This is a genomic window from Pseudovibrio sp. POLY-S9, assembly GCF_001431305.1.
GTDB lineage: Bacteria > Pseudomonadota > Alphaproteobacteria > Rhizobiales > Stappiaceae > Pseudovibrio.
On sequence record NZ_LCWX01000086.1, the window covers coordinates 1 to 12,350 of the forward strand.

Annotated in this window: 13 protein-coding genes; 6 read left to right on the top strand and 7 right to left on the bottom strand. The window is 51.0% G+C overall.

Annotated elements, in window-relative coordinates; genetic code table 11:
- Positions 1-543: 543 nt before the first annotated feature.
- Together PPL9_RS06490 and PPL9_RS06495 are read right to left on the bottom strand one after the other, a co-directional pair.
- Positions 544-909 (bottom strand): hypothetical protein, encoded by a 366-nt coding sequence (locus PPL9_RS06490; protein ID WP_057461932.1) that lies wholly within the window; start codon positions 907-909, stop codon positions 544-546.
- Between the two features lie 195 nt (positions 910-1,104).
- Complete coding sequence (locus PPL9_RS06495) at positions 1,105-2,481, bottom strand: sodium:solute symporter family protein (protein ID WP_057461933.1); 1,377 nt, start codon at positions 2,479-2,481, stop codon at positions 1,105-1,107.
- A 228-nt stretch (positions 2,482-2,709) separates the two neighbouring features.
- On the opposite strand from PPL9_RS06495, the gene PPL9_RS06500 reads away from it, so the two are divergent.
- Complete coding sequence (locus PPL9_RS06500; RefSeq protein ID WP_057461934.1) at positions 2,710-3,423, top strand: hypothetical protein; 714 nt, start codon at positions 2,710-2,712, stop codon at positions 3,421-3,423.
- On the top strand, positions 3,416-5,023 hold the full coding sequence (locus PPL9_RS06505; protein WP_057461935.1) for a hypothetical protein: 1,608 nt from the start codon (positions 3,416-3,418) through the stop codon (positions 5,021-5,023). The genes PPL9_RS06500 and PPL9_RS06505 overlap by 8 nt, the downstream gene beginning before the upstream one ends.
- Positions 5,024-5,072: 49 nt before the next feature.
- On the opposite strand, the gene PPL9_RS06510 is transcribed toward PPL9_RS06505, so the two are convergent.
- Positions 5,073-5,501 (bottom strand): DUF805 domain-containing protein, encoded by a 429-nt coding sequence (locus PPL9_RS06510; protein WP_057461936.1) that lies wholly within the window; start codon positions 5,499-5,501, stop codon positions 5,073-5,075.
- Between the two features lie 18 nt (positions 5,502-5,519).
- Between PPL9_RS06510 and PPL9_RS33110 the strand changes: the two genes are divergently transcribed.
- Both PPL9_RS33110 and PPL9_RS06520 read left to right on the top strand, forming a co-directional pair.
- Positions 5,520-5,705, top strand: a complete 186-nt coding sequence (locus tag PPL9_RS33110; RefSeq protein WP_057461937.1) for a hypothetical protein — start codon at positions 5,520-5,522, stop codon at positions 5,703-5,705.
- A gap of 126 nt (positions 5,706-5,831) precedes the next feature.
- Positions 5,832-6,887, top strand: a complete 1,056-nt coding sequence (locus PPL9_RS06520; RefSeq protein WP_057461938.1) for a helix-turn-helix domain-containing protein — start codon at positions 5,832-5,834, stop codon at positions 6,885-6,887.
- Here the strand turns inward: PPL9_RS06520 and PPL9_RS33115 are convergent.
- Together PPL9_RS33115 and PPL9_RS06525 are read right to left on the bottom strand one after the other, a co-directional pair.
- Positions 6,884-7,282: an SLC13 family permease gene (locus tag PPL9_RS33115; protein WP_208989216.1), complete on the bottom strand. Its 399-nt coding sequence runs from the start codon at positions 7,280-7,282 to the stop codon at positions 6,884-6,886. The genes PPL9_RS06520 and PPL9_RS33115 overlap by 4 nt on opposite strands.
- Positions 7,209-8,708, bottom strand: a complete 1,500-nt coding sequence (locus PPL9_RS06525) for an SLC13 family permease (RefSeq protein ID WP_208989217.1) — start codon at positions 8,706-8,708, stop codon at positions 7,209-7,211. The genes PPL9_RS33115 and PPL9_RS06525 overlap by 74 nt, the downstream gene beginning before the upstream one ends.
- A gap of 375 nt (positions 8,709-9,083) precedes the next feature.
- Here PPL9_RS06525 and PPL9_RS06530 point away from each other — a divergent pair, with 375 nt between their 5' ends.
- Positions 9,084-9,791 carry a DUF4336 domain-containing protein gene (locus PPL9_RS06530; RefSeq protein WP_057461939.1) on the top strand — a complete coding sequence of 236 codons (708 nt, stop codon included), beginning with the start codon at positions 9,084-9,086 and terminating at the stop codon, positions 9,789-9,791.
- 90 nt (positions 9,792-9,881) lie between these two features.
- Here the strand turns inward: PPL9_RS06530 and PPL9_RS06535 are convergent, their stop codons facing one another.
- Both PPL9_RS06535 and PPL9_RS06540 read right to left on the bottom strand, forming a co-directional pair.
- Positions 9,882-10,253 carry a DUF4345 family protein gene (locus PPL9_RS06535; RefSeq protein WP_057461940.1) on the bottom strand — a complete coding sequence of 124 codons (372 nt, stop codon included), beginning with the start codon at positions 10,251-10,253 and terminating at the stop codon, positions 9,882-9,884.
- A 131-nt stretch (positions 10,254-10,384) separates the two neighbouring features.
- A complete protein-coding gene (locus tag PPL9_RS06540) occupies positions 10,385-11,308 on the bottom strand; it encodes an SDR family NAD(P)-dependent oxidoreductase (protein ID WP_057461941.1) in 924 nt (307 codons plus the stop codon).
- A 122-nt stretch (positions 11,309-11,430) separates the two neighbouring features.
- Between PPL9_RS06540 and PPL9_RS06545 the strand changes: the two genes are divergently transcribed.
- Positions 11,431-12,345, top strand: a complete 915-nt coding sequence (locus PPL9_RS06545; RefSeq protein WP_057461942.1) for a LysR family transcriptional regulator — start codon at positions 11,431-11,433, stop codon at positions 12,343-12,345.
- The last annotated feature ends 5 nt before the right edge of the window (positions 12,346-12,350 follow it).

Sequence of the window (12,350 nt, forward strand, 5' to 3'; positions counted from 1 at the left end):
GGGATACCAGACCGACCCGTCAACACGCAAACTCCAAAAAAACAAAACAATCGGGCAAAAACTAAAATTCAAACAATTCAATAACTTCATATATCAACACATACACCACCACCAACACCACAAAAACCCCAGAAACAAGCCAATAACAACCAACCAAAACCACAAAAATTAACAAATCCAAAATTTGCACAGACGGGGATATCCAACTTTTTCAAACGAAACTCACACCCCCAACACACCCAAACCACCGCAAACGTCCCTCTGATACTTCAGCGAGTCGCTCAGCCGCCGCAAACCGCCCTTCACCGGGTTTGCGTTCTTATGCGTTAGTCTGCGTTATTTCGGTGTGAGACGCGCGATCTTGCGTTCCTATGTCGGCAAACACGGCGAAAGCCCGATCCAGCCGCCCGCACCCGCAGCTCCAACCGAGCCTTACTTATCCCCCTCACCGTCAGGCCCGAGCCACCCAGCCCAAACCCGACTTATGCCCGCCTCACCAAATCCTACCGCAAACCATGACAGCCTGCCCCGGCAGAACCAGCCTCACCGCCCCGGCAGGTCCACGGTTACCGTCTCACCGCCATACCCATGAACACTGTCTCTGGCACGAACAACCACCCGAGACATCCCTTCTAGAATCTGCACACCGCTTAAAGACCGTGTGAACGGCTGCTCATCCACGTGCGGATGAGCCAGCACTCGCACAGCAAGCACCTTGCCGTCTTCAGAAAGCACCTCCCACGCATCGGCATAATGGTCCCATCCTTCATCGCTGTGGCGCACACTCACCTCAATCCGATAGGAGCCTTCCGCCTGCGGGGTCACATTCACGTTGACCACATCAGCCTCTCCGGCCAAAACCGGTGTCACCAACAAGCTGAGGAATAGTCCAGAAACAAAAGCACGCATAAAAGCCTCCATAAGAGCGTGATCAGTTTGATCCTATGCAATCAAACCCAATAAAACCGCTCCACCAAATATGTGAGAGCACGATGCGTGACCGTAAAGGGACGCATCAAGCTCCAGGTTAGCTGAAAGGCTAGCGCACCAACCCCGCCCCGCAACCCACAAAACATCAAAATGTCTTGAGCAAACCAGCCGCCCTCACTCATGCATATAGATGGAAGATTTCGGCATGGAGAGGAACACAACCAGATTGGCAAGCACACCAATCACCAGTCCGGGCAGATCAAAAGGCGAGTCGAGCCCGCTTTGCCACAACACCGTCGCAACAACACCCGTCACCGCCCCGGCCACAAACGCAGGGGTTCCACGACGAGCGCCATAGATCGCCGCAACCAGCGGCACCAGCACAATCGGCGCCCAATAATTGTAGGCGTAAATCAGAATATCCAGAATGCTCTCTATAGAGACGGCAAACACAATAGAAAGCAGCCCTACAACCAGCGTCACCAGCTTGGCGATGAACAGCAGGTCCTCTTCCCGCATCTCTTTGCGCCGCAAAGGCCGCAACACATCATTCACAAACGCAATACTGGCAGAGTTGAGATAGGAATCCGCCGAGGACATCACAATCGCAATCACACCGGAAAACACCAGGCCCTTCAGCACAGGCGGCATAACGCTCACAATCACAAAGGCCATGGCATTATTAGGGTTCAGGTCCGGGTCCAGCGCAAAGGCCACCAAACCAATGGCTCCGGTGATTGCAAAGAAGAGAAAAGAGAACAGCCCGGAATAGAGTGTACCGCGCGCCGCGGCAGACGCGGTCTTCCCCGCCAGCAAGCGCTGCATATAAGGAGGCACCAAAGTCTCCCCAAACATAAAGACAAGAATAAGCCCAATCAGCCCCATCCAGCCAAAGTCCGGCCCGGGCAGGCTCAGATGATCTGGCGGCACCGCCGCAAACAGCGCATCAACGCCGCCAATTTGATAAATGCCAAAGCCCAGCACCAGCGGCATGCCAATCGCAAGAATAACGAACTGCACCACATCGGTATAGACCACCGCCCGCATACCACCCAGCGTGGTATAAAGAATAACAATGCCGCAGCCGATCCCAATGCCCCAGAACCGGTCCAACCCAAAAAACACGTTGAAGATAACGCCAATCGCCCCAACCTGCGCGCCCACAATACCGCAGCACAACAACAAACCGCAGACACCCGTGGTCAGTCTGGCCAGCTTGCCATAGGCCTTGCCCATAACATCACCAACAGACACCGCATCAGGAAACGCCTTCATCTTGGGCGCAATCAGCGTGGCAACCGCAATCTCTTTACAGCTGAAGCCCCACAGCGCCACAATGTTGGCAACGCCATATAAAAACACCTTCTCCGCATTTCCGGTAGAAAAGCCCCCGCCGATAAAAGAGGCGGACATGGTGGCGAAAATAACAAGAGACCCAAACTCACGCCCCGCCGTCGCATAATCCTTCAGCCCCCGCTGAATCCGACCACCCCACAACCCCACCACAAGTATGCCAACCAAATAGCCAGCCACGATAATCATATCGATCATCAGCAGGGGTTCCTTTTAGACGAGACCAAGAGGGACGAACGCGCCCACGTCTAACAGGAAGACATTACGTTGTAGTAAGGTGGGAGATTAAAAGGCGGGGGGATGGGAGTTTGAAGAGAGTAGCACACATCAGTCATATCGCCAGGAAATAGCTAAAATACAATTTAAAATTGATGACTATCAGATTCATTATATCTATGATTGCAAGAGGATATTTGGGAATCGACTATGGTAGTTAAAACGTACAAAAATATTTTATCTAGGGGCATAAAGTCGCTGGATTCGTTAAATCGTGATGAAGAAAGGCTTCGAAATTTCACAGCTGCACACAATGATGCAACCGATCTTGGCCTCCTCAAATTACTAATTGGTGACCGTCCCGAAGTCGCTATGTACGAAAAAGCATTGGTTGAGTATGAACATGCGCTAGCATCGGTTGCTTCAGGGCACTACCGACAAGCAAACAATAGTCTAAGGCTTTTTGCAGAACTAAGCTTAAGTACAATCTTATTTTCAGCAAACGAAATTCATCTTCGTCTTTGGCTTATGGGACGAAAGGATATCAATTGGAAATCAGTTACATGCCTGGAGAGCGGCGTCTTTTCCAAAGAGTTCGCAAACGTATTTTTTCCGGACCTAGCTGATTTTGGAAGACAGTACCAAGCCATTGCCGTCACTTTCTATCGAGAGTGCTCAGAGTTTGTTCATGGGAATCCCAGAACATATGAAAGCGACCAACAAATAGCCTTCAAACCCGATCTCTTCGATGATTGGAATGACCGAGCATCAGCGGCTAGTCGCGTTGTAAAGTTTGCATTTATTCTTCGATACACCTCGTTTGCCGATACCAGCACTTTGAGAAAGATTGAACCAATAGTTCTTGAGGAGTTCGCAACTGTGCAACCATTACAAACACTTTTTGGAAGGCCTCAAAATGCCTGATTTCTTTTATCGTACTGAGGATATCTCTGCCGCAGAGATATTAGGATATTTTGTTGAAACAAAAGAAGATCGATCGGTTGTAGATCAGTTAAAGGGCCGCAACCCAGCAATAGTTGTTGGAAGCCGAGGCGTTGGAAAGTCATTCTTAATGCGAGTGGCTGAGCAGGAACTTAAACAGAATTTCGATGAAGAACGAGTACTCCCAGTATATATCACCTTCGTTAGCAGCTCTTTGATAAGGACTGACGATCCTGATCAGTTCCGAAATTGGATGCTTGCACGCATTTGTAGCGCGGTTTTAAGAACCGTGCAAAAATTTGGCCTCATGGCAAATCGGCCACCGAGTGCAAACATATTGGCTGGTTTACCTGCTAATCACCTAGACACTTCCAATCTCGAAAAAATAATCCAGTCATATGAAGCGTCTTGGAAGAACCCTGGAGAAAAAGTTGATACTTCCGGACTGCCAGATATTGAAGCCATTAAGTTTGCATTGGAAGACTTAGCTGAAGAAACTGGTGTTCGAAGATTTTCTTTGTTTATGGATGAGGCAGCACATATTTTTCTGCCGTCCCAACAACGTCAGTTTTTTACTCTCTTTAGAGACTTGAGATGCCCAACGGTAACTTGCAATGCAGCAGTCTATCCTGGTGTTACAAGTTTTGGTGATACATTTCAGCCAAATCACGACGCAACTATTGTTTCTTTAAACCGAGAAGTTGGTGCAAAAACTTACATCAGCAGCATGTTACAGATTGTGGAGAAACAAGCTGATACGAAATTGTTGACTGCAATCTCTAAGAGTAATGAAAACTTCAGTGTTTTAGCATTTGCAGCGACAGGTAATCCAAGGGTGTTGTTGAAAACAGTTTCGGAAGCTCCCAAAATGAATTCCAGCGAAGTCAATGGAGTTGTTCGCGAGTATTATCGCAGTGGCATATGGTCAGAACACTCATTGTTATCTGAAAAATATCTCGGGCACAAAGAAATCATTGATTGGGGCCGCAACTTTTTAGAAGATGTAGTGCTCCCTGAGCTGAAGAAAAAGAATGATGGATACCTTTCTCAAGAAAAAAATACTACATCTTATATTTGGGTGCATCGCGATGCGCCGCAGTTAGTAAAAGAAGCTTTGAGAATTCTTTGTTATACAGGCGTGCTTACCGAACATGCTTCTGGAATTCGTGCTACGCGCAATGAAATTGGAAAACGTTACATTGTGAACCTTGGATGTCTTTTTGCCTTAGAAACTACAGCAACAGGCCATGCATTTAAAATTGCAACTTCATTAACTCCAAAACGAATGAGTGAGTTTGGCGCTAAACACGGAGCATTCTCGTCTCTAATCGATTTGGAGATTGATACAGCCGAATTAGAAGAAGGCTTCGATCTCAATGCCCAACTAGCTAAACCAAATTCTAAGTTGGACGTAACTGATTGGCAGTTAGGTAAACTTAACGAGCTTAAACTTTACACGATTGGTCATGTTTTTGCCGCAACAGAAAGTAAACTCAAGGAGGCTTATTTAATCGGCGACGTACGCGCTCGTCGAATGAAAAATGCAGCTGTTTACTCAGTCCTTGAGTACCTTTCGGGCTAAGTTTTGCTCCTACAGCACTTAAAGATAGCTAAGCAATAAGCACCTCAGCTCACGCAGCTACCGGGGCCGGGACCGGCTCAACATCATACCTGTTCGGTCCCTTCGTCCCCGCTGCAAAACCAACGTTCGCCAGTCCGCCCATTGCCACGAATGCAAACACAAGACTGACGACAAGTGAGGCACCATATTCCGGGATCATTGGGAGGAGGGCGAAGTAGATGGACGGAACAAGGAAATAGAGTACAAACCACCAGCCGGATTTTCCCATGTCGTGCAAACGCCTGATCATCAGTGAAAACTGGATGTAGTAAAGGGCAATGGACATGAGGACTACCATGGTCCTTGGGACGGGGTGAGAAGCGATCGGGAACACTTCAATCACGAACACCAGAGCACACATAAACAGGCCAATCCAGAACAGGTTAAACAACCAGAACTTCGCTCTGCCCAACCTGCCTTTAATCCCAAGATAGAACATCCCACCACCATATTGCTCATGTGCGCTGAAGTCGGTCTGGCAACTCCAAAGCGCCCCAACTCATCGCAATATTCCCAAAATATTGAGGGTCCAGATAACAAACCTGTTTCTGATGCAAAACCGATTGCAGGTGGTAAGAGGCAAACCTTCGCAACTGTCGTGAAGGTGCAGGCTGAGGAACGCATTTTTGCTCGTGATAACTGAGGCTTCAAAAACCTCCTGAACGCCATAAGCATCTACTAAATTATATAGGTGCCTGCAGTTGTGTACTTGTCAAATACATCACATAGTATGCATGTCTAAAGCATTCATGCAGCAGGAGGCGGGCCGTTGAGTGAGGCAATTCAAACGGAACCGATCGTCGGCCTACCAAGAAACTCATTCTCATTAAATTCCATCCGGCGAAAAGACAGATTTGCGTTCTGGCGAGAGAGCTTAGCCTGTCTTTGCGAGGCAGAAATTCACCGCGGCGAGGATCAGCTGGATTTCTTTGGTGAGATCCAGTCTGTGCTGTTCGATTCCCTCATGCTCTCTCAGGTGACAGCACAGGCCCACATCGCCAACCGCACCAATGCGGCCATGGCGCGAGATGGCGTAGATCATTATTTGCTGATGGTTCATGATGAGGGCAACGCCGAATTCTATGCCGGGCAAAAGAGCGTCAACCTCAACAAGGGTGACTGCATTTTTCTGGATTTCTCACAGGAAGGTGGCTCAATCTCGGGCAGTTACAGCAATCGCTCCATTCTGATTGCCCGCGAGCAGCTTGCGCCCCTGCTGCACAGCCCGGATGACAGCAACTTAAAAACACTCCCGGCGGCCCATCCATTGAACGTGATTTTGCGCGAACATCTCTCGTCAGTCAGCGCCCAGACCAGCAAGCTGAACATGCAGCAAGCCCAGCAACTCGTGCCCGCAACCATGGGGTTGATTGCAGCATGCCTGAATGGAATGCCACATGAAAGCGAGGCAGGGCAGGAAGGTGTCAATCTGGCCTTGATGACCCGCGCCCGCCGCATTATCGAGGCAAACCTGACCAACCCCAACCTGTCTCCGGACTATCTCGGCGGCGCCATAAACGTATCGCGCAGCAAACTTTACGAGTTGTTTCTGTCTTTCGGCGGCGTCAGCAAGTACATCCGCGACAGACGCATGAAGGCCGTCTTGCGCGCACTGCTAGACCCGCGCAACGCCTACAGAGCAACCTATCAGGTCGCCTTGGACTTTGGCTTCATGAATGAAAGCAGCTTCAGCCGCATGTTCAAACAATACTTCGGCTTCTCCCCCCGCCAGGTGCGCTCAAAATCCTTTGAAATCACCGCAGCCGCTCAGGGAGAAATCAAGCAAGGCCGACAATACGAAGACTGGATCCTGAACCTCAGCTAGAACGGCAAAAACACCGGAATAAGCAGAGTGGCAATCGCCAGCGCCATGATCTGCAGTGGCACGCCAATCACCACGTAATCCTTGAACCGGTAGTTCCCCGGCCCCATCACCAGCGTATTGATGGGCGAAGCCACAGGCGTACAAAACGCCGTCGAAGCCGCAATCGCAACGCTCATCAAAAACGGCTCAGGCCGCACGCCCATAATCGCAGCCACCTCAAACGCCACAGGCGCGATAAGCACCGCCGTCGCCGTGTTCGACGTAAACTGGCTGAAAACAGAGGTGAGCAAAAACAACGACATCAGCATCACATAAGGCGGACTATCGCCATAAAGCCCAACGATCTGGTCCACGATCAACAGCAGCCCGCCCGTCTTTTCCAAAGCGGTGGCCATGGGCATCATCCCCGCAATCAAAATCAGACTGGGCCAGTTGATGGAGGTGTAAGCCCGATTGACCGAAACACACCATAGCCGTCGCCGCCAGCACCACCGCCGTCACACTGGGCACCACGCGGAAAATGATGAGCGCCAGCATAACCGCCAGAATACCAAGCGCGACAGGCGCTAGCTTGCGCCGCGGCAGATAGTTCTTGATCTCCTCCGGAAACGCCAGCAGCAGAAAACTCTCCCGCGCCGCCTGCAATTTGCTGATGTTCTCCCAGTCCCCCACCACAAGCAACTGGTCCCCAAACTTCAGCTCAATGTTCCCAAAGTTCCCGTGCAGAGTTTCCCCCTTACGGATGAGCCCAACAACGCTCAGGTTGTGGTTGGTCCGAAATCCGGCACCACTGATCTTTCTGCCGATCAGCTTGGAATCCGGCGCCACGATCAAATCCGCCATGCCAAGCTCACGAGCAGAAAGGTGATGCCCCTCCTCGCCCATCGGCAACAGCTCCAGTCCAATGCAGGCAAACACATCCCCGCTGATAGGCTCCTGCATCACCCCAAACACAATATCACCAGCCTTGAAGGCACGGTTTGTCTGGGTCGACGTCACCTTCAACCGCTTGGTCGTGGTGGAGGTATACTCCAACCCAAACAGTGTAAGCCCAATCCGCCGCCGCAGCTTCGCGCTCACAACAGTCTGCCCAACCAGTTCCGAATCCTCACGAACCCGCAGACGGACAATCTTGTCTTCAATATCGTAGGCTTCCAAAAACCCCTGCAGCGTCCGGCGCCCCTGCTCCGTCGCCCCTTGTGGCCTCTGCTGACCGCGCAAAAACAGGCGGCCATAGACCAGCATATAAATCACAGCCACAATGAGAATAACCAAGCCAATCGGCGTGAAGATGAAGAAGTTGAACGGCTCCATACCAGCATTTTGCAACTGAGCATTGGCAATCAGGTTGGGCGGCGTCCCGATCAGCGTCAGCATCCCGCCAATCAGCGCCCCATAAGCAAGTGGCATAAGCAGCCGCGAAGGAGAAAGGTTGGAGCGGCTCGCAAGGCGGATAGCAACCGGAATAAAGATCGCCCCTGCCCCCGTCACACTCATAACAGACGCCAGCGCCGCAACGGTTAGCATTAACAGCACGATCAGCTTCCACTCCTGATCCCCCGCAATCTGAACGATCTTGTCTCCAACCGCATAAGAAATCCCGGTTTGAGCCAGCGCCTCACCAACAATGAACAGTCCGGCAATCAGAATAACAACGGTGGACCCGAAACCCGAAAGCATTTCAGCAGGCGTCAGAATACCAGACAGCCCAAGCGCCAACATCACCATGATCGCAACAAGGTCCAACCTCAGCTTGTCGGAAACAAACAGGATGACGGCTGCAAACAATACGAAGAAGGTGAAAAGCATTTCCCAAGACATCGTCTTAGAGTCCTTCGAGAAGTAAATCAGAGAGTTCTGGTCGCAAAATCTGTGCGATGTATACGAGGCATACTCGGCAGATCTTAATAAGACAGGAGGTCTTATAGGCCACCGCTTAGTTTATCACGAGATATATGTAAACGTTTTGCTATCAAACCGCGTATTTGTGACTGTGGATATATTATAGGTTATTACCCCTATACTTTATTCAATTTCGCAAAAGAGCATGAATTCCCTTCATCAAGCTGGCATTCATCCCACTTTTGTCCTCCACTCTTGGCAAAACAGATGGTTTCGTCACATCCCAGGATATTCTAGAATTATGACCATAGGGCACAAAATACCACGCGCCTGACTTCCACAATGGGGAACGTCATGTCAACGCTTTACTCATTCGCTCCGGAAATTTGGTTGGCAAGTGGACCAGTCATCACAGCCGCACTTGGCTTTCGTTACTCAACCCGCATGGCGGTCATCCGCCTGCAAAATGGCGAGCTCTTCATCTGGTCTCCCATAGCTTTGTCAGACAAGTTGAAAGACCAAATAGATGCGCTCGGCCCCGTTCGCCACATCATCGCACCAAACCATCTGCACGACAGCTTCCTTGCGGAATGGGCCACGGCTTATCCTCAGGCCCAACTTCACGCCGCTCCCGGTTTGGCTGAAAAGAGACCAGATCTGTCCTTCGCCTCTACCCTGAGCAACACGCCTCAGGCAGATTGGCAAACAGAGATTACCCAGTCTGTCGTGGGTGGCAACTCCATTACAACAGAGGTGGTGTTCTTTCACAAAGCCAGCAGAACCACGCTGTTCACAGACCTGTTGCAGCAGTTTCCTAAAGGATGGTTCAGAGGATGGCGGGCCCTCGTTGCACGGCTCGATTTGATGACAGAACCAACACCAAGTGTGCCACGCAAGTTCCGCCTCGCCTTCCGCGATAAGACAACAGCCCGAAAGGCACTCAAAAAAATTCTCGGCTGGCCGACAAAAGCGGTCGTGGTCGCACACGGTGATCCTGTAACCACTGACGGTGCTGCTTACCTTGACCAAGCCTTCCGCTGGTTGAAGATCAGGTCACGCTAGCTTATCGACGCATTAGAAAAAGCAAAACGGCGGAGAACTCTGGTTCCCCACCGCCTAAAACTTCAAGCCCTTAAAAGAGCATTGATCCTCTTAGAAAGGCCGTAAGAAAGCACCAAGCAACGCTGCGATAAGAACGAGCTCAACAATAAGCGGCGGAACGACTTCTTTTACAAATCCATCTGCCAGCAAGCCGACAACACGGCCCAGCGCAACAACACCCAGCAAAATGGCAACAACGACATAGGCTTGCGGCTGCGCCGTCACAAACCCAATAATCAAAAGCGCAACACTTGATAAGAACAGCCCACCAATCACAGATCGGATCGTACTCAGACCGGCAACACCAACGGGCTCAAGCGCAAAGTTCTTCGTCATGCGCGACGGAGCAAACATTGAGACGGTCCCCAGACCGAGAAGCATAAGTGTCGGGGCGCCAACCATAATGAGATAGATAAGATCCATAGGTTCTCTCCAGATTAAGTAACTACAGCGTGTCTCCGAAAAGTGGAAACCGATTTTCGGATAAAGATAGGCAAAAACAAAGACTAAAGCAGTTCAGGTGTTTCAGCTTAAATGCGGACTGCTTTAGGGAATTAGATGAGTTGATGGACAGCCTGATTGGCATTGTCCTGAAAACTGTGATTGTTGAGAGCAGAAAAGAGAGTGGCCTGATCAGTCAGCTTGCCGATAGCACCTTCGCCAGCACTGGCGTAGAAAACACCGCTCTTGAACTTCGGGTCCAGAATACCGTCCACATAGCGCTTCGCACCATCTTCAACGCCATGCATCATGCCCAGCAAAGGCATCAGAACGCCGCCCACATGCTTGAAGAAAAGCCTCTTAACGAAGGGCATATCATCAAACCCGTTGGTGCCAGTGGTACCGCCCGGGCTCATGGTCACAAAGCGAATATGCGGGTGCTGACGAGCCATGGAAGACATCCACAGAGCGCCAATAAGCTTCACGCTCGCATAGGCCTCCATTGGATCACTCTTTTTAGTAAACGTGCGCCCATCCGCCATAGCGCGGAACTCATCCACGGACGCTTCTTTCAGCACTGGGCGGGCAACACCCATCTTAGGAATGCCACGCGCAGCTTCAGAACCTGCATAAAGCACGGTAGAGGTGATCAGTTGACGCTCAAGCATCTCGTCCACCAACACCACATGACCCAGCAGGTTCACGGCATAAATGTTGGTTACACCATGTGCAGTCATGCTATTGGGCGACCGGCCACCCACCCCGCCTGCATTGAGAATGAGAGCATCCACCGGTGCTGCCATCTGGCTGATGGCCTGACGTACAGACTCCGGGTCCATCACGTCCATCAGGATAATTTCAAAAATTGCGCGTTTGGCCTCAGCTTCAAGCGCAACTTTTGCTGCCAAAGCTTTGGCTTCATTGCGACAGGCGAGGTAAATCCTCTCAATACTGCTGGTCTTTGCAAGTTGTCGTGCCGCCTCACGGCCTAACCCTGCATTCGCACCAGTAATCAAAACAGATCTGATCGGAGACATTGCTGCGTTTCCTGTTGAAGTATGGTCAATGACGGAAACGTACGCTGGTTGAATTTTGAAGTGTAGATAGGTAAAAATGGACGTTATGTTCCAAATTTGAACCACAGGGTATAGGCCTGATCATGCAAGAAAACTACGCTCTGAACTGGGATGATCTAAAGTACTTTCTGGCCGTGGCCCGCAGCGGAACACTGAGAGGCGGCGCAAACCTGATCCGCGTCAACCACACAACCCTTGCCCGACGGCTGGAAGTTTTGGAAGAACGTGTTGGCAGCCGCTTGTTTGACCGCTCCAAGACAGGACTTGTTTTAACAGAACTGGGCGAAGCGCTTTTTCCCTACGCAGAGCGGGTTGAAGACGAGATGACGGCAGCCTCCCGCATCATCGTCTGGCGAGATGCAGAGCCGCACGGCACCATCTACGTCACCATGCCCCATGGTCTGGCCATGACGTCCATCATGGATGATCTGGTCTTGTTCGCTGAAAAGTATCCGGAAATCGAGCTGAACCTGAACTTCACAAACAATGTCGCTGACCTGACCAGACGAGAAGCAGACGTTGGCTTTCGCATCGCTGACGAGGTGACACAAGACGTTGTAGGCCGGAAGCTCGTGCAGATGTCACAAGCAGCATATTGCACACGGGAATACGCTGAAAAGATCAAAGACAACAACGGCGAAGGCCTGAGTTTCATCGGCTGGCATGAGGCGGAAGGCGAGACAACGGCTCCATGGATCAAAAGTGGCTGCTACCCAAAAGCGCTCCTGAAGCACAGGGTCTCAGAACTGGTGCCGCTCATTTCTCTGGCCGCCGCAGGTTTAGGCATGGCTTACCTTGCCTGCAATTTGGGCGACAGGCATCCCTTACTCATCCGCGCGCCCTTCCAAAAGCCAATGCCCTACCGCAGCATCTGGCTCCTCCTCCACCGAGACCTCCGCAACACCGCCCGCGTCCGCCTCTTCGTTGACTTCATAGCCCAACGCATCACCACCCGCCGCAACGAATTCTGGGTCGCTGGAACGACATCTGACAGCTAGAGCGC

Bases quoted from the DNA above. Each gene is read 5' to 3' on its own strand.
- PPL9_RS06505 (WP_057461935.1), top strand. From the start codon at position 3,416: ATGCCTGATTTCTTTTATCGTACTGAGGATATCTCTGCCGCAGAGATA.
- PPL9_RS06540 (WP_057461941.1), bottom strand. From the start codon at position 11,308: ATGTCTCCGATCAGATCTGTTTTGATTACTGGTGCGAATGCAGGGTTA.
- PPL9_RS06510 (WP_057461936.1), bottom strand. From the start codon at position 5,501: ATGTTCTATCTTGGGATTAAAGGCAGGTTGGGCAGAGCGAAGTTCTGG.
- PPL9_RS06500 (WP_057461934.1), top strand. From the start codon at position 2,710: ATGGTAGTTAAAACGTACAAAAATATTTTATCTAGGGGCATAAAGTCG.
- PPL9_RS06545 (WP_057461942.1), top strand. From the start codon at position 11,431: ATGCAAGAAAACTACGCTCTGAACTGGGATGATCTAAAGTACTTTCTG.
- PPL9_RS06490 (WP_057461932.1), bottom strand. From the start codon at position 909: ATGCGTGCTTTTGTTTCTGGACTATTCCTCAGCTTGTTGGTGACACCG.
- PPL9_RS06525 (WP_208989217.1), bottom strand. From the start codon at position 8,708: ATGTCTTGGGAAATGCTTTTCACCTTCTTCGTATTGTTTGCAGCCGTC.
- PPL9_RS06530 (WP_057461939.1), top strand. From the start codon at position 9,084: ATGTCAACGCTTTACTCATTCGCTCCGGAAATTTGGTTGGCAAGTGGA.
- PPL9_RS33110 (WP_057461937.1), top strand. From the start codon at position 5,520: ATGTGCGCTGAAGTCGGTCTGGCAACTCCAAAGCGCCCCAACTCATCG.
- PPL9_RS06495 (WP_057461933.1), bottom strand. From the start codon at position 2,481: ATGATCGATATGATTATCGTGGCTGGCTATTTGGTTGGCATACTTGTG.
- PPL9_RS06535 (WP_057461940.1), bottom strand. From the start codon at position 10,253: ATGGATCTTATCTATCTCATTATGGTTGGCGCCCCGACACTTATGCTT.
- PPL9_RS33115 (WP_208989216.1), bottom strand. From the start codon at position 7,282: ATGGCCACCGCTTTGGAAAAGACGGGCGGGCTGCTGTTGATCGTGGAC.